General features: G+C 63.2%; 9 protein-coding genes. 2 read left to right on the plus strand and 7 right to left on the minus strand.

Translation table 11 applies throughout. From position 1 onward, the window contains the following. Window positions 1–14: 14 nt before the first annotated feature. The 4 genes from KBB96_RS11730 to KBB96_RS11745 all read right to left on the minus strand — a co-directional run bounded on the left by KBB96_RS11730 (window position 15) and on the right by KBB96_RS11745 (window position 2,576). Window positions 15–572 carry a Maf family protein gene (locus KBB96_RS11730; RefSeq protein WP_211629632.1) on the minus strand — a complete coding sequence of 186 codons (558 nt, stop codon included), beginning with the start codon at window positions 570–572 and terminating at the stop codon, window positions 15–17. A 70-nt stretch (window positions 573–642) separates the two neighbouring features. Then, window positions 643–1,524: a PDZ domain-containing protein gene (locus tag KBB96_RS11735; protein WP_211629633.1), complete on the minus strand. Its 882-nt coding sequence runs from the start codon at window positions 1,522–1,524 to the stop codon at window positions 643–645. A 7-nt stretch (window positions 1,525–1,531) separates the two neighbouring features. Beyond that, window positions 1,532–1,924 (minus strand): hypothetical protein, encoded by a 393-nt coding sequence (locus KBB96_RS11740; RefSeq protein WP_211629634.1) that lies wholly within the window; start codon window positions 1,922–1,924, stop codon window positions 1,532–1,534. Window positions 1,925–1,976: 52 nt separating this feature from the next. Further along, a complete protein-coding gene (locus KBB96_RS11745; RefSeq protein WP_211629635.1) occupies window positions 1,977–2,576 on the minus strand; it encodes an RNA polymerase sigma factor in 600 nt (199 codons plus the stop codon). A gap of 335 nt (window positions 2,577–2,911) precedes the next feature. Here KBB96_RS11745 and KBB96_RS21200 point away from each other — a divergent pair, with 335 nt between their 5' ends. Both KBB96_RS21200 and KBB96_RS11755 read left to right on the plus strand, forming a co-directional pair. Then, complete coding sequence (locus KBB96_RS21200; protein WP_211629636.1) at window positions 2,912–8,170, plus strand: beta strand repeat-containing protein; 5,259 nt, start codon at window positions 2,912–2,914, stop codon at window positions 8,168–8,170. Window positions 8,171–8,390: 220 nt separating this feature from the next. Then, window positions 8,391–13,259, plus strand: coding sequence for a beta strand repeat-containing protein (locus KBB96_RS11755; protein ID WP_211629637.1), 4,869 nt, complete (start codon window positions 8,391–8,393; stop codon window positions 13,257–13,259). Window positions 13,260–13,330: 71 nt separating this feature from the next. Here KBB96_RS11755 and KBB96_RS11760 read toward each other — a convergent pair whose 3' ends face one another. From KBB96_RS11760 to KBB96_RS11770, 3 genes are all read right to left on the minus strand, one after another. Continuing rightward, window positions 13,331–14,206 (minus strand): endonuclease/exonuclease/phosphatase family protein, encoded by an 876-nt coding sequence (locus KBB96_RS11760; protein ID WP_211629638.1) that lies wholly within the window; start codon window positions 14,204–14,206, stop codon window positions 13,331–13,333. Between the two features lie 54 nt (window positions 14,207–14,260). After that, window positions 14,261–15,970 carry a transglycosylase domain-containing protein gene (locus KBB96_RS11765; RefSeq protein WP_211629639.1) on the minus strand — a complete coding sequence of 570 codons (1,710 nt, stop codon included), beginning with the start codon at window positions 15,968–15,970 and terminating at the stop codon, window positions 14,261–14,263. Between the two features lie 90 nt (window positions 15,971–16,060). Continuing rightward, window positions 16,061–18,298 carry a transglycosylase domain-containing protein gene (locus KBB96_RS11770; RefSeq protein WP_211629640.1) on the minus strand — a complete coding sequence of 746 codons (2,238 nt, stop codon included), beginning with the start codon at window positions 18,296–18,298 and terminating at the stop codon, window positions 16,061–16,063. Window positions 18,299–18,346 lie beyond the last annotated feature (48 nt).

Consider the following 18,346-nt stretch of genomic DNA (forward strand, 5'->3'; position numbering starts at 1 on the left):
GCCCGCAATCCGATTTACCGTTCGCCCAACAACCTTTCCACCACCTCGTCCACGGGCAGTCCCACCACATTGCTGTAGCTGCCGCGTATGCCGCTGACGATGCGGTCGCCATGCTCCTGGATGCCGTAGCCACCGGCTTTGTCGAGGGTATGAACGAGGGCCAGATAGCCCTCGATCGCAGCGTCATCCAGCTCGCGGAACTCCACCTCGGTCAGCGCATGGAAGGTTTCGCGGACACCGCCGGGACGGATGATACACACGCCGGTGCAGACGGTGTGAGAGCGCCCGGAAAGTTTCCGCAGCATCGCGCGGGCTTCCTCCGGGGAACGCGGTTTCCCCATAGGCTCGCAGTCGATATAGACCAGCGTGTCCGCCCCGATCACCGTCGCATCCGGATGATCCACGGCGACTGCCTCGGCCTTGAGCGCGGCGTTTTCCTCACAGAGTTGGTCAAGCGGCATCGCCGGATCATGAATCTCCTCCGCCGGAGAAGCCACGACCCCGAACGAAAGCCCGGCCGCGGCCAGCAATTCACGACGGCGCGGCGATGCGGAAGCGAGAATCAGTTTCACGCGCGGAAGAAGGACCGGAGCCAGACGCGGGGAGCAAGGACATTCCGGCCCTGTTCGAAAGGAGTCCAACTCACTTTCCGGAGGGAGCCGGCACGGGACTCACGGTCACGGAGATCTCCTGGGTGCCGCGCAGCAGCTTCAAGTCCACGGGTTCCCGCGGGATCAAATAGAAGAACGCGTTCGCGGCATCGGCATAGTTCGCCACCTGCCGCGTTCCCACCTGGAGCAGCACGTCATTCGGGCGGATGTCCGCCTTGGAAGCCGGAGAGTCCGGCGTCACCCGCATCACCTGTGGCGATGGGGATTCGGCGCGCAGGGAAAGGCCCAGCCATCCGCGGGCCAGCTTGCCGCCGCCGCAGACATCCGCCTTCACACGCTGCACCGCCTCCACCGGAATCGCGTAGGCACTGTCGCCATTGCCGGCCGATTGGTAAACGAGCGCCACCACGCGGCCATCGTCCGTGCTTACCGGGGTTCCCGTAGGTGGCACCGCTCCTTCGAAATTGATCCGCAGCAGGGCGAAGGGCAGCACCTTCGTTCCGATCTGCTTCACCCAGCCGGTCGCCCGTGCCTTGACCGGCCCCGGAGCGTGCAACGGAGTGCCCGGCGTGTAGGGAGCCGTTTTCGCCCAAGCCAGCCGGTCGGAAGCCAGCGGGGTTTTCAAAAAACAAAGCCGGGAAACGGAATCCATGCCCACGACCTCGGCCTGCACCGGTTGCCCAGCGCGGGTCGCCCCCGGACGTGTGGCATCCGTGCCAGGAAGCGCCACGGCAACAAGCATCCCGCCTTCCTCCAAAGGCGTGGCGATTGATTTCGCCGGAACACCACCCGCCGCAGCGGGAAACACGACCTCCCACTTCGCCACCTGGGCACAGGCGGGATGCAGTCCTGCCGATAGGAAAAAAAAGCCGATGCCGCACCGGGCAAGGCGTGAGATGGCGGTCCGGACCATGCGGCGCTCAGAACACCTGCTCGCCGACGCTACCCTGGGTCGTGGGCCCGAGGTCCAGCTCGTCGAGTTGCTCGACCGGAGGTGCTGGAGCGGGGACCACCTGATGCTTCACCGGCACCACGGGTGCCTGCTCGACATCGGCGGGACGCGGGATCAACAGGAACGCGGCCATGATGGTCGCGTAACCGAGACCGGCTCCGTAGAGCCACTTGGTGCTCCCCAGTTCACCGAACCAAGCAGTCGTGCGCTGCCAGACACCGGCCGGAGTCCACCGTTTCACGGCGGCCTCGCGCTGGCGCTGGTGGAACTCGCACAGGAAATCCTGCCAGTATCCCTCTTCCGGGCGCTCTTCGCGCTTGAGGGCCAGCAGGTTTCCGATTTGTTCGACCGAGGGTTTCACGACGGGGATGGTTAAGATTTATAAAATTTCCACCCGTCTGACAAGGACTTTTTTAAAACCTCTGATCCCACCATTCCTGAAGGAACGACTGGAGCTGAAGGTGCGCGTAGTGGAGCCGCGATCGAACGGTGCCTTCCGAGACCTTCAACACCTTCGCGATCTCCCCATGGGGCATCCCTTGGATGTCGAACAGGGTCACCACCGTTCTGTGGGAATCAGACAGCTTCCGCATGGCTTCGTTCAATTTTAGCTGGAGCTGGTTGAGGTGGCTCTGCTGCTCCGGATTGGATGCGTGCCCGGTGTCCACCAGCGCCGGATCGTCCTTCACGGATGAATCCGGGTCCTGAAGGCTGATGCCGGAACGACGCTTCCGCTTTTTGAGGAAATTCAGCGTCAGGTTCACGGCGATCTGATAGATCCACGTGTAGAACGTGGATTGCCCGCGGAATTTCCCCAGCGATTGGTACGCCCGCGCGAAGATCTCCTGCAGAAGATCATGCGTGTCCTCCTTGTGGGAGGTCATGTTGTAAACCAGGCCGTAGAGCTTGTCGCCGTATTTGAGGATCAGCGCGTCAAAGGCGCGGGTATCGCCCTCACGGGCACGTGCGACCAACTCCCGATCCGGATCGGGTTGTTGGGGTTGGGAAAACATTCAGGGGGATCAGGGGGAGAAACAGCGGCATCAGCCTACACACGCGGCCGGTCATGTAAAGATCGTCCCCTAACGGTTGGCTCCAAATAAGTCCCATCCGCCTGCCGACCCCCTCAAGAGACGCAATTTGAGGATGAATTTGTTGCACCCAACCCAATGATCAAAATGAAAAATACTCATGGAGCATCAGCCGATCCGGGCTCCTTCATCGCGAATCGAGGAGACGCAAATTCCGGTGTGTTATGACTGGAAAAGGAGCAGAAACGGCCCCACTAATAACGGGCATTATCGGGCAAAATCCAACATTTTCCCGATAAGAACGTTAGTTGCAGCCCATGAAACCAAAAAATATCCATCAAAACAGGCTCCTGAGCCTGCTTACCACCTTGACGTTTACCCTGGCGGTCCAAGCCCCGTTGCACGCGGCCAGCCTCTACTGGGATGGCAACTCCACCACCGCGGATGCGGATGGCGGAGCTGGCACCTGGAGCACCGGCGCGACCACCAACTGGGACACCACCGCCACCGCAGGCACGGATGTCACATGGACGGATGGCTCGGACGCCGTCTTTCCCGGAGTGGCCGGAACCGTCACCGTCAGCGGCACCGTCAGCACCCCTTCCCTCACATTTTCCACCACCGGCTACACCGTCACCGGCGGCACGATCACATTGACCGGAGCGCCGTTCATCGACACCGGAGCCAACAATTCGACGGTAGCCTCCGTATTGGGCGGTACCGCCGGCTTAACCAAAAACGGCACGGGTTCTCTCACTCTTTCAGGGGCGAACACCTACAGCGGCACTTTGACCGTCAGCGCGGGCACCCTGAAGGCGGGCAACGCGGCCGCCCTCGGTCTGGCTGGCACCAGCAATGGCACCACCGTCCTCAGCGGTGCGACGCTCGACATCAACGCCCAGGCGCTCACGACCACGGAAATCATCACCATCTCCGGCACTGGTGTGGGAGGAGCGGGAGCCTTGGTCAACACGGGTGCGGACCAACTCAATGCGGTGAACAAGCTGGTGTTGGCGGGCAACGCGACGCTGGGTGGCACTGGACGCTTTGACATCCGTCCCGGCACCACGCCGACACTCGATCTGGCCGGGTTCACGCTGACCAAGGAAGGAACCAACCAATTCAGTCTGGTCGGAGCTTCGATTACTCCTGGCAGCATCACGATCAATGCCGGCATCCTGAGCGTGGAAACCACCTCGGTCCTCCAGGGAACAGGAACCGTCACCATCAATGCCAACGGCACGCTGGGCCTCTACGGCACCACCGGGACCAACATCACCCGCGGCATCACCTCCAACGGCGGCGCGATCAGGAACCTCGGTTCCGGCGCCACCGTCAACAGCACGATCTCGCTGGCTACCAGCACCACCACCACCATCGGCAGTCCCAATACGATCGCCACCACTCTGGCGGGCATCATCTCCGGCAGCGGAGCGCTGACCAAAACCGGCACGGACACCTTCACCCTGTCCGCTGCCAATACCTACACCGGTGCCACCACGGTGAATGGGGGCCTGCTGGTGCTCTCCAATACGAACAGCTCCCCGTCCTACAGCATCGCCACCGGAGCGGTGTTGGAAATGCAGAACCAGTCGATGCCGGTCAATGCGAGCATCTCCGGCACCGGCACCCTGCGCAAGACCCAGACCGGCACCCTGATCTGGGGCTCCACCGCAGGGACCTTCGCGATGGGCTCGGGAGGCTTGATCGACGTACAGGCCGGCATCTTCACCGGCGGCAGCAATGCCAACGAAGTGTGGACCAGCAACCTCTCCGACCTGAATGTGGCCGCTGCGGGCACCTTCGACGGTGTGGAGGCGAACATCCGCGTGGACGCACTCACCGGTAGCGGCATCATCAAGTCCGGCTACACCGGCGCCGGCTATTCCACCTTCACCTTCGGCGTGGACAATGGCAGCGGCACCTTCACCGGCACGCTGGTCAACAGCGCCGCCGCCGCCAATATCACCAAGGCCGGTACCGGCACCCAGATCCTGACCGGCGCGAATACCTACACCGGCACCACCACCATCAATGGCGGCGTGCTGGAGATCGGCGCGAACGGCACTCTGGCCACTTCCGGCATTACCGTGAATGCCACCGGCACCTTCCGCAGCGATGTGGCGGGCAAGACCTTCTCCACGATCGCCGCGGCAAACAACTCCACCTTGTCCACCCCCGCCCTTACTGGTGGCACCACCAACCTGACCGGGGTGTTGAACCTGGCGGATGGAGGCACGATCAACGTGGCTCCTCTCCTCGGCAATGCCACCACCGGCACCTACGATCTGATCACCGCCACCGGCGGCATCACGGGTACGGGAACTCCCGTACTAAACCTCTCCACCTACGGCACGACCCGCGCCACGGGCTCGGTGGTGGTCACCGGCAACAAGCTCCAGCTCGTCCTCACCGGCACAGGCGCGAACCTCGTGTGGAACAATGCCTCCGCCGCCGGAGTCGCCACCGGCACCTGGGACAACACGCTGCTGAACTTCAACAACGGCGGTTCGAATGATGCCTTCCAGGCCTTCGATGCAGTCACGTTCGACGACACACTGCTTTCCGGCACGGCCAAGACGGTGAACCTCACCGGCACGCTCGCGCCATCCGTCGTGACGGTGAACAATTCGAATGGCAACTACACCTTCGGCTCCACCGGCACGCTGACGGGCGGTGGTTCGCTGGTGAAAAGCGGTTCCTCCACGCTGACGATCGCCAGCACCACGGCCTACACGATGACCGGCAGCATCACGGTCAATGGCGGAACGCTGGATCTGAGCGGCAAGCAGGTGACCCCCTCCTCCGTGACGCTGGCGGGCGGCACTTTCAACAATGCCACCGTCACCCCCACCTCGCTGGATCTCCAATCCGGCACGGCTGGCGCGACTTTCACGGGATCAGGCACGTGGACCAAAACCACCGCGGGCACCGCAACTCTGAACGCGGCCAATACGATCACCGGAGCGGGTGTGATCAGCGCGGGCACGCTGAGCCTTGGCAACACCGCGACCATCGGCAGCGGCACCGTCTCGATCGCCAGCGGAGCCACGCTTGCCGTTTCGCGCGCGGCGAACTCCCTGGCGTTCTCGAACGCCTTCAGCGGCACCGGCAGCATCACCTTGACCGGCACGAACACCGGAGCCGCGACGAATGCCTCCGAAGTCACCCTGAACGGCAATAGCAGCGGCTTCAGCGGCCCCCTCTCTGTCACCGGAGCCCGCGCCACCCTCACCTCGTCCGCCACCGCGGGAGGCACCGGCCCTCTCACGGTCACCGGCCCGGGCGGCCAGTTCTTCCTGGGAGGAGGCACCTACACGAACAACTTCTTCCTGAATGGCAACGGCTGGACGGAAAACGCGGGCACGCTCGGCGCTCTCCGCATCAACGGCGGCACGGTATCCGGCACGATCACGCTCACCGGCAACAGCCGCATCACCACCTACCAGACCTCCGGCACCATCAGCGGTCCCATCGTGGAAAGCGGCGGCTCCCGGAGCCTGGAGCTGGGCATCACCGGAGCCGTGAACACCCTCACCCTCACCGGAGCGAGCACCTACACCGGTCCCACCACCATCACCAATGCCACGGTCAACCTGAACGGTAGCCTCGGAGCTACGGCTGTCACCGTAGCATCCGGCTCGACGCTGGGAGGCATCGGCTCGATCAACAGCGGCGGGTCGCTGACCCTTGCTGCCGGATCGAACCTCTCGGTGAACCCGGTGGCAGGAGCCCTCACCGTGAACGGCAACGTGGCGGTCAACGCCACCACCACCGTCAACCTCACCACCGCGGCGAGTGGCGGCGTGATCACCGTGCTCAACTACACCGGCGCGGTGACCGGCACCGCGGCGAACCTGGCTCTGGCGAACGCCGCCAACTACCGCCAGGCCGTCTTCAACGTGGCAGCGAACAAGATCACCGTGGACCTCGGCAACAAGGCACTGGTCTGGAACGGCACCTCCGGCGGCCAATGGAACGTGGGCGGCGCCAACCTGCGCTGGAACACCACCGGCAGCGGTGAAACCGATGCGTTCTTCCAAGGCGATGCCGTCACGTTCGATGACACCGGCGTGACCACTGCCATCGCCCTGGGCGGAGCCGTGCAGCCGGCATCGATCACGGCAAACGCGGCCACGAAGAACTACACGATCACCTCATCCGGAGCGAACGTGATCGGCGGCATCGGCGGTCTGACCAAATCGGGCGCCTCCACCCTCACTCTGACCGGCGCGGCGAACACCTACACCGGCGGCACCATCGTCAACGGTGGCACGCTTTCGCTCGGTCTCGGCGGTCCGGCGGGTACGATCCGTGGTCTGCTGACGATCAACAGTGGCGCCACCGTGACCACCACGGTGGGTGACGCGCTCGGCTATACCGTCGGCACCCAAGTCACCACTCTCACGCTCAACGGCGGAACGTTGAACAACACCTCCGGTGGCAACGAAGGCTTCACCACGAATGTCAGCATGACCGGGGGCACTGTCAGCTCCACAGGTGGCGCGTTCAACTTCACCAACTCCTACGGCATCACGTCCAACGCCAGTTCGACCACGTCCGTGTTCAGTTCACCGATCTTGATCCGTGACACCAACAACCTCCCTGTCTCGGTCGCGTCCGGCACCACCGCCAGCGGCATAGACCTCGACGTGTCGGGTGTCGTCTCCGGAAACGCCCTGACCAAATCGGGAGCAGGCACGTTACGGCTCGGCGGAGCGAACACCTACACTGCGGGCACCACGCTGAGCGCGGGCACCTTGATCGTGGCCAATACCAGCGGTTCCGCCACCGGCACTGGTGCGGTCACCGCAGCGGCTGGCACCACGCTCACCGGCGGTGGCACCATCTCCGGCGCATTGACCAGTGCAGGAACCATCGCCCCCGGAGTCAATAGCACCGGCACCCTCACCACTGGAGCCTCCGCGCTTACCGGCACCCTCGCCATCGAGGTGGATGGAGCCAATGCCGACAAACTCGTCGTCAATGGCAACCTCACCCTCGGCGGCAGCCTCTCGGTTTCGCTCCTCGGCGGAGGTTTCACCGCGCCCTCCTACGTGATCGCCACCTACACCGGCACACTGACGGGAACGTTCGCTTCCGCACCGTTCGGCTACAACGTCAACTACGACACCGCCAACAAGCAGATCGTGCTCACCCAGTCCACCGGCTACGCCTCGTGGGCGGGCACCAACGGCCTCACCTCCGGCAACAACGGACCCACCCAGAATCCAGACAATGACAGTCTCGCCAACCTGCTCGAGTACGTGCTGATGGCAAATCCGCTGGCATTTACGTCGGCGGAACTGCCGGTGCAGGGCTTGGACAACGACTACCTCTATTTCTACTTCCTGCGCAGCACGCAGTCGAAGCAGGACACGAACGTGGCCGTCCAGTGGGGCACCAACCTGAGCTCATGGACCGACATCGCCATTCCCGACACGGATCCCGCGGATGGTGTGGTGTTCATCGACCAGAGCAATCCGACCTTTGACAACATCATGGTGAAAATCCCGCGGAGCAATGCCGTGGACGGCAAGCTCTTCGTCCGTCTCAAGGCCACGCCCAAGCCCTGAGACACACCCTCTTCCGGGTTAGCAATGCCCCGGCCCCGTTCCACCCTTCCGGGTGGGACGGGGCTATGGGGCTATATGCGTGTACGACATACGTTCACCACTTTTTGCTGGCGCACCAGGGGAGGCAGGTATCTACATTGTTAATGTATCCCCCTTTTCTTCGTGAGAAATTTTCATGAGGACGGGTGGGGTAGCTCTGTTGCTTCTGTTGCATAAACCCATGAAACTCAAACTCACACACCTTACGGTGGCGTTGGGCCTTGCCCTGCCGTCTCTTGGCTCCACCCTCACCTGGCAAACCGCCGGTACCACCAATAACTGGAGCACCGCCGCCGGCGACACCAACTGGTTCGTCGATGCCAATACGATCCTGACCCAATGGAGCGACGCCAATGACGCGGTGTTCTCCGCTGCGGCCGGAGAAACCGCCACCCTGGTCGGAACCGTCACGCCCACCACGGTCACGGTGGGAGCGAACAATGGCACCTGGACCTTCAATGGCACGGGTATTCTGGCCGGAACCGGCACCCTGACCAAAAACGGTACCGGTACCCTGACCCTCGCCAATACCACCGCCAACACCTTCTCCGGAGGCACCACCATCAATGGCGGCATCCTCTCGATCGGCACCGGCGGAACGGGAGCGAACACTTCCACGGTCAGCGCCCTCGGCACCGGACTCGTCAACATCAACACCGGCGGCACCCTGCGGCTGTGGATCCAGAACTCCAATACCTTCACGTATGCGAACAACCTGTCGATCAACGGCGGGACCGTGTTGAATGAAGACGGGATCAGCAACCTGACCGGCACCGTCGCCGTCGGCGCATCCGGAGCCACCCTGACCAGCAAGTGGACCGGCAAGGACATGACTTTCTCCGGGATCCTCTCCGGCACCGGCGCGGTCACCACCACCACCGCGAACAACGCCACCGCCAAGGTGATCCTGATGGGGGCGAATACCTACAGCGGCGGCACCACGGTGAACTCCGGCACCCTCCAGCTCGGAAACACCGTCGGCACGGACTACGGTGGCACGGGCCGGATCGTGGGCAATCTCACCGTCAACAGCGGTGCCACCCTCCTTCTCCAAGGCAACAATGTCCTGGGCTACAACACCGGACAAAAGATCAACAACCTCACCCTCAACAACGCCACACTGACCCACGCGGGCACGGGGGACAACGGCTGGGGGGTGGCCTACACCCTGACCAATTCCACGATGCAGGCTACGGGGGGCGGGCGTTTTGCCTTTGGCAACAACACCTCCGTCACCACGCTGGCATCGACAACCCCCTCGATCATCGCGGGCACGGTGTTCATGCGCGAGAACAATACCGATGCCACCGTGCCCTTCACGGTCGCCGATGGAGCTGCCTTCAACGACCTTCAGGTCAACGGCAATCTCGCTCTCAGCACCTCGGTGATCGTCACCGGTGTGGGGATCACCAAGAACGGTCCCGGAAACATGGTGCTCGCGGGAGCGAACAACTATTCCGGCAGCACCATCATCAATGCCGGTACGCTCACGCTGGCGACCAGTGGCACGCTGACCGCATCCGCCATTGTGGTGAACAATGGCGGTTTGTTCCGTCCTGAAGTGAATGGCAAGGTTCTGACCTCCCTCACTGCAAACAACGGTGCCATCCTCGGCGGTGTCGCGCAGACCGGTGCGACCACCACGGTGACCGGAGCGCTCAATCTGGCCGATGGAGGCACCATCAATGTAGCCCCCATGCTCGGCAATCAGGCACTGGGCACCTACGATCTCTACACGGCTGGCAGCATCACCGGCACCGGCACACCCGTGCTCAGCATGGGCTCCAACTATGGAGCAACCCGTGCGACCGGTTCGGTGGCGGTAAACGGCAACAAGCTGCAATTCACCCTCACGGGACTGGGTGCCTCGCTGGTGTGGAACAACGCCTCCGCCGCCGGCGTGGCAGCCGGAACGTGGGACCTGAACAACCTGCTCAACTTCAACAACGGAGGGAGCAATGATGTCTTCAAGGCCTACGACTCCGTCCTCTTCGACGATACCATTGCCGGAGCGAAGACGATCACCTTGTCCGGCGTGCTGGCGCCATCCCTGGTGACCATCAATTCGACCGGAGCCTATACCTTCAACTCGACGGGTGTGGCGACGGGTATCCTCGCGGGCATCGGTTCGCTGGTGAAGTCCGGTTCTTCCACCGCCACCTTCGGCACCAACATGGCGTACTCCATGACCGGTGACATCACCGCGGCGGGCGGCACGCTGGATTTCTCCGCGAAGACCCTCACGGTCGGAAAGCTTGCCCTCACCGGCGGCGCCTTCAACAACGCCACCGCGAACATCACCACGGTGGACCTCCAATCCGGCAGCTCCTCCGCCACACTGAATACCCCGAACGCATGGACCAAGACCACCGCAGGCACTGTCGCACTTACCGGCAACAACGGCCTGAACGTCGCTGGCACGGTGAGCGCGGGGAACCTGGTGGTGGGCAATGCCACTACTCCGAACACAAACGGCTCGCTGGGAACCGGCACCGTCACCGTGGCCTCGGGTGCCACCACCACGTTCTGGCGGACCAACAACCTCACCGTGAACCCGTTCGCCGGAGCCGGTGCTTTGGTGTTCGCCAGCACGAATACCGGTGTGAACGGCACGGGCCAGGGTGACTACACCATGGGAGTGAACACCGCCTTCTCCGGAACCATCACGGTCAATGGCGCGCGCGTGCAAGTCACGAACACCAACGGCCTCGGCACCGCCTCGCTCGCCACCGGTGCCAACGGCCAGTTCCTGGTCAGCGCGGGAGGCACCTATCCGAACGCCATGAACCTTTCAGGCAACGGTTGGGCGGAACCCACCGGAACCTTCGGCGCCCTGCGCCTGGGCGGAGGATCCATCATGTCCGGAACCGTGACACTCTCCGGAAACACCCGCATCACCACCCACGCCTCCACCGGTACGATTTCCGGCCCCATCGTGGAAACCGGCGGTGCGCGGAATCTGGAAGTGGGCGGCGGCTCCGCCACGACCGGCATTCTCACGCTCTCCGGCGCGAGCACCTACACCGGCACCACCACCATCACCGGTACCAACACGCTGAACCTCACCGGCAGCCTCGGAGCCACTTCGGTGACCGTTGGCTCGACCGCCAGCATCGGCGGCACCGGTTCCATCGGCAGTGGTGGTTCGCTGACCTTCGCGACCGGCGGCATCATCGCGGCGAACATCGCGAACAACGGAATCACGGTCAATGGACCGGTCAACCTCGGCACCTCCACCGCCGTCTCCCTCGTGACCGGCGGCAGTGGCACTCCAAGCGGCACCATCACCCTACTCAACTACACCGGGGCCGTGACCGGCACGGCTGCGAATCTCGTGATGGCCACACCGGCCAACTACCGCCAGGCGATCTTCAACGTGGGCGCGAACAAGATCACGGTGGACATCGGCGCGAAAGCCATCACCTGGGGTGGCGTCACCGACGGCCAGTGGGTCATCGGCGGCAGCAACCTGCGCTGGAACACGGCGGGCAGCGGTGAGACCGATGCCTTCTTCCAAGGGGATGATGTCATCTTCAACGACTCCGGCACGAACACGGCCGTCACGCTCACCGGCGTGCTCCAGCCGAACTCGGTCGTGGTGAACAGCAATACCAAGAACTATACGTTCACGGAAACCGCTGCGAACTACATCGCGGGGAGCGGCAGCCTGACCAAGTCCGGCTCCTCCACCCTCACCCTGACCGGTGCGGCGAACACCTTCTCCGGTGGCACCACCGTGAATGGCGGCACGCTCGTCCTCGGCACGGGTGGCGGCGCGGGCACGATCCGCGGCCCGCTGACCATCAACAGCGGCGCCACCGTGAACGCCACCGCCACCGACGCGCTCGGCTACACCGTGGGCACCCAGGTGACCACGATGACGCTCAACGGCGGCACGTTCAATATCGGGCTCAACGGCAACGAGGGCTTCACCACGAACGTCTTCATGACCGGAGCCAGCCTCACCTCCACGGGTGGCGGCCAGTTCAACTTCACGAACGGCTACGGACTCACAACCGTCGCCAGTTCGACCACCTCGCTGGTCAGCGCGCCGATCAACATCCGGGACACCAACAACCTGGGCGTGGCGGTGGCCACGGGCACAACAGCCAGCGGCATCGACCTGGACATGACCGGCATCATCACCGGCTACTCTGTCACCAAGTCCGGCACCGGCAGCCTGCGGCTCACCGCCGCGAACACCTACACCGCCGGCACCACGGTGGCGGCGGGCAAGTTGTTCGTGAACAATACCACCGGCTCGGGAACGGGCACCGGTGCGGTCACCGTGAATGCCTCCGGCACCCTCGGCGGCACCGGCATCATCACGGGAGCCGTCACCGCCGCAGGCACCATCGCTCCGGGACAGAATGCCACCGGCACGCTGACCACTGGAGCGACCACCATCACCGGCACCCTCGCCATCGAAACGGACGGTGCCAATGTGGACAAACTGGTCGTCAACGGCAACCTCACCCTCGGCGGCAGCCTCACCCTGTCGACCCTCGGCGGAGGCTTCACCGGCCCCTATGTGATCGCCACCTGGACCGGCACGCTCACGGGCACGTTCGCTTCCACGCCGTTCGGCTATAACGTCAACTACGACACCACCAACAAGCAGATCATCGTCACCCAGTCCACCGGCTATGCCTCGTGGGCGGGCACTGTCGGCCTGACCAGTGGCAACAACGGACCCACCCAGAATCCAGACAATGACAGTCTCGCCAACCTGCTCGAGTACGTGCTGATGGCCAACCCGCTGGCGTTCTCGTCTTCGGAACTGCCAACCCAAGGCCTGGACAACGACTATCTCTATTTCTACTTCCTGCGCAGCGCGCAGTCGAAGCAGGACACGAATGTAGCCGTCCAGTGGGGTACCAACCTGAGCTCATGGACCGACATCGCCATTCCCGACACGGATCCCGCGGATGGCGTGGTGTTCATTGACCAGAGCAACCCGACCTTTGACAACATCATGGTGAAAATCCCGCGGAGCAACGCCGTGAACGGCAAGATCTTCGTCCGCCTCAAGGCCACTCCCAAGCCCTGATCGCGGGAGACCACTTCTTCCCAAAGTCCCCCTTCCGCCCCGTGCGGGAGGGGGATTTTTTCATTCACGAATCATGGCTGTTTCTTCTCCGTCTTTTCCAATTCCAGCGTCGCGCGCACCGGGAAATGATCGGATGGCCAGATGCCATCCTTCGCATCATGGAGAATCTCCGAGTCGACGGGCGTGAGGTCCGCGCTCGCATAGATATAGTCGATGCGGCCACCGTCGGTCTTGCCGCGGAAACCGTGCATGGTTCCGGAGATCGAGGGCGAAGCATCGGGGTGCAGGGATTTCCAGACATCCACCGGATGAAAGGTGCTGTTGCGGATGAGTTCCTGAACCGGATTGTCCTCCCCGGTGTTGAAGTCTCCGGTGAGCAGGAAAGGCCCCGCCGGCTGGCGGGCGGCGATGCGCTCGAGGATCAAGGCCATCCCCTTCTCCCGGGCGGGCTGGGACTCGTGATCCATGTGCGTGTTGTAGAAGTGGATCACCTGCCCGGTCTTCTTGTCCCACAGCCGGGCCCAGGTGCAGATGCGCACCACGGTATTCCCCCATGACTTCGAGTTCACCACCTCGGGCGTGTCGGAAAGCCAGAAGGTGCCCGTCTGCTGGATACCGAAGCGATCGGTCCTCACCAGCAGAGCGGAGTACTCTCCCTTCTGAAGCCCGTCCTCGCGGCCGATTCCGATTTCCGTATAGCCCTCCAGCCGCTGGCCCAGATCATCGAGCATCGGCCGCAGTGCCTCCTGCACTCCCAGCAGGTCCGGATGATCGCGGCGGATGATATCCGCCACCTGGTCGCGGCGGGCGGTCCACGCCCGATTGAGCAGATCGCCGCGGTTGATGTAGCGGAGATTGAAGGTCATCACGCGCAGGGGTTCGGCCGACAGGGAACCTGCGAGCGCACACCACGCGGCAAGCCAACGGAGGGAGCGGGATCCGATCATGGCGAGCACGATGGTGAAGCGGGCGGAGGATTCAAGCCCGCAAAATCCCCGGGATCACTCGTTGCCGAGCCGGTCCACGAATTCGTCCAGGAGCGCCTTCAACCGCGCCTCCGGAGCGATCACGGAGGGTTTGTCGAAGCCGATCCAGATCACCGTTGCGCCCTTCGGCCCCAGGCGCAGCGTCCATGCCTCGCGTTCCGACCCGGTGGCCCCGGTGAAACAAAGCGTGCCCGAACGCGGCTTCAGCACCGACTTGGCCTCCGTGGCGGCGGATGCCGAGAGCGCCGGACTTTCCTGCGGATGGCCGGTGTAAAGCACTTCGCCCGCGGCATTGCGGATTTCCCGGATGAAGAACGCCCTGGGCCTCCGCCCCTTGTTGCCCAAGGTGGAAAGCCCGACCGCCATCTCCATGGGAGTGGCGGACACCGAGCCACGGAAGAGATCCTCGGTATCGAGAAAGGGGCCGGAAATGCCACAGCGTTTCGCGATCCGCTGGACCTCCGCCGGTCCCACCTGCCGGCCGGTTTGTACCGGTTTCCCCGGCAGCACCAGCTTCTTGCGCTCGGCGGCAGCGGCGGCCACGAAGGGCTCGAAGGCCGAGCCGAGATCACGGCGGACGCGGGTGAAATCGTAGCGCGAGTCCTTGAAATCACGTCCGCCGATGTAGGCGAGGATCGCTCCGCTTTTGTATTCAATGGTGATGGCGGCATACTGGAGGTAATCCACCGGCTCACCGTCCTTGTGCGCGGCATGTGTCGGCTTCTGCCAGGTCTTCTCGTTTTCCAGCGACTCGACCGCGCGGGCGAGTTCAGTTTCCAGCCGGGTCTGCCAGGCGGAATCGAGATTGGTGCGGATCTGCAGGCCACCGAGGCGGATGTCGGATTCGTCGAGGATCGTATCCAGTTCGCGGCGCAACTGCTGCATGGCATACGAGCGTTGCACCTCGCGATCATCATCCTTCACCAACCGCACCGGCGTGGAAATGATCCGTTCCTTGTCCGCTTCGGTGATGAACTTCATCGCGATCATGCGGTCCAGCACCTCGTTGCGCTGGGCCTCCGCCGCAGGGAGATTCCGGAACGGCGAGAAGATGTGCGGGCCACGGATGATGCCGACGATCATCGCGCACTCGCCCTCATTGAGCTCGCGCACCGGACGGCCGAAGTAGGTGCGCGCCGCTTCCTCGATGCCATGGCACCCCGCGCCGAAGTAGATGCGGTTGAGATAGCCTGTTAGAATCTGGTTCTTGTCGTAACGCCCCTCGATGCGCAGCGTCAGCGCGATTTCGAGGAACTTCCGGTGCAGCGACTTCGCGCGGATGTCGAAGGTGTTGCGCGCGAGTTGCATCGTCAGTGTCGAGGCACCCTGCGTGAAATCGCGGTCCTTCAGATTACGGATCGTCGCGCGCATCAGACCCCGCACATCCACGCCGGAGTGATCGAAGAAGCGGGCATCCTCGCGCGCTTGCAAACCCTTGACCAGAAATTCCGGCAGGTCCGCGCGGGTGATCAACCGGCGGTTGTTGCCGGTGGACGCATCCATTTCCTTGTCATTGCGATCGTAAACGATGTTCGCCGCAGGCAGGCGGTTGACCTCATCAAGGTCGAACTTCATCGCGAGGCAGAAGTAGAAGAACGCGATGCCGCACACGATCACCGTGGCCAACACGCCCAGCTTCAGCACCCACTTCAGCGGCGTATGCAACCACGCGGGCACCCACCGCAGGAAACGGGAGGGAGTCGTGATGGGACGCCAGGTGGACATGGGCGGGAAGAGGACTGCAAATTTGAAATTCCGGATCTCAAACCCGGGAACCCGGATGGAGGATCTGGAAAAGATACGGAACGTGGCCTTTCATTCCTCCACCGGTTGGGCGCGGATCGGTGCCCGCGGTTCGTCCACGGGAACCGCGCGCGGCGGTGCGTCCCGGGCGGATGGCTGGAGCACCGGGCGCGCACGCGGCACGGCGCTGTCCGGCACCGCATCTTCATCCACGGGAATCGCCTTCGCGGGATGGATCGGGCACAGGTCGTTCGGGTCGAACGTATCCGCCGGGACATCGTGATCCGCATAGGCCGTCCCCGCCTCTTCGCACCCGGCGGTGGCACGCTTGCCGGACTGGCGGCACAGGCGCGCGGTGATGGTTTTCGATGCCGGGCTGAATTCCCCCGCCTTGTAGCCGAGTCGGTCCGCCGTCTGCATGATCTTCACCCACACGGGCAGCGCGAGCGTGGCACCATAGCCGCCCTGCATCGTCTTCACCGGAGTATCGAATCCCACCCACACCGTGCAGGTCAGGCTGGAGGTATAGCCCGCGAACCACGCATCCTTGAAATCGTTCGTCGTGCCGGTCTTGCCCGCGCAGGGTTTGTCAAAGCCGAGCTTCTTCACCGCGGCCGCAGTGCCACGCGATGCCACCTCGCGGAGGATCTGGGAAATCGCCCACGCCGATCCCGCCTTGGCCGCTGGATACGACAACTGCGGCGTGGCATAGAGCACATTCCCATCGCGATCGCGGATCTCGCGGATCAGGTAAGGACGATAGCGTTCGCCATTGTTCGGGAAGATCGTGTAAGCGGATGCCACCTTCCATGGAGTCGATTCCCACGCACCAAGATACGATGTCGGTTTCTCCGGCATCGATTTCGCCGGATCGCGATCCAGGAATCCAGCAGAGCGTGCCACGTCCTTCACGCGTTCCATGCCCGCATAGTTGCCCACGCGCAGCGACATCGTATTGCGGGAGCGGATGAGACCGTAGGCCGCCTCGTGCATGCCGGTGTAGGTGCCGTCCGAGTTCTTCGGATGCCAGGTCGATGGAGCTCCGGCGATTTCCCCCGGAGAAATCGGATCATCGCTGATGCTGGTGGTGGGACGCAGACCACGATCGAACGCGGCGAGATACACGAACGGCTTGAAGATCGACCCGATCTGACGTTGCGCCCGCTGGGCCCGATTGAAACGGGACTCATCCGCATCACGTCCTCCCACCACCGCGAGCACCGCGCCGCCGTGGTTCTCCATCACCACCGCCGCACCCTGGATATAGCCCGGCTCGGGATCGCGCTTGTCCTCGGGTTTCTTCAACCAGGCCGTGCGGGTGAGATGATTGTAGCCGCCCATCTGCTCCACCTCACGCAAGCGTTCATCAAGAGCCTTTTCGGCACGCTGCTGGATGCGATTGTCGATGGTGGTGGAAATGGTCAGGCCACCCAGTTCGAGGTTCTCTTTTTCCAGGATCAACTCGAGGTCATGGCGGATGGCGTCCATCGCATAGGACTCCTGGAACTTCCGCCGCCACTCCGGCCGCACCTCGATCTTCTCCGCCTTCGCGGCATCGGCTTCCGCCTGCGTGATCGCATTCGCCGCCACCATGCGGTCCAGCGTGGTATCGCGCTCGCGCTTCGCCTTCTCGATGCTTTTGAACGGATTGTAGGCGTCCGGACCGCGCACAATCCCGGCGAGCAGCGCGGACTCGGACAACGAAAGCTGTGAGGCGTGCTTCTCGAAGTACACGCGCGAGGCCTCCTCGATCCCGCGGATCTGGCGGCCCCAGTTGATCGAATTCAGATACGCCTCCAGGATCTCATCCTTCTGCATCGTGGACTCGATGCGGATACCGATGGCGATTTCCAGGAACTTGCGATCGAGCTGGTTGATGAAATTCTTCGACTCGCCCTCCTTGAGCCGGAAGACATCGGACGCGAGTTGCTGCGTGAGCGTGGACGCGCCTTCCTTCTTGCCGGAAAGGTTCTTCGTGAATGCACGCACGATGCCGATCGGATCCACCGCGCCGTGCTGGTAGAAGCGCTCGTCCTCGCGCGCGAGAATGGCCTTCCGGAAGGTGTCCGAAACCTGGCTCAATTGGATCACATCACGCTTCTCGCCGTGGATGCGGCCGATCTCCTCGCCATTGCGGTCAAAGACGATCGAGCGCTCCGGCATCGCGTGGATCTTCTGGAGATCGTAGCGGCTGGCGCGGAAGCCATACACCACCCCCAGCATCAGCAGAACGTAGAGCCCGGCCACGCAAGGATAACCGGCCAGCCGAACCAGCGGCCTCAGCGGCGAACCCAGCGGTTTCGTCAGCAACCGGAACAGGTGGAACGGCCAGAAAAACAGGAGCGAAACGAAGGTCGG

Source organism: Luteolibacter ambystomatis, assembly GCF_018137965.1.
GTDB classification, from domain to species: Bacteria; Verrucomicrobiota; Verrucomicrobiia; order Verrucomicrobiales; family Akkermansiaceae; genus Luteolibacter; species Luteolibacter ambystomatis.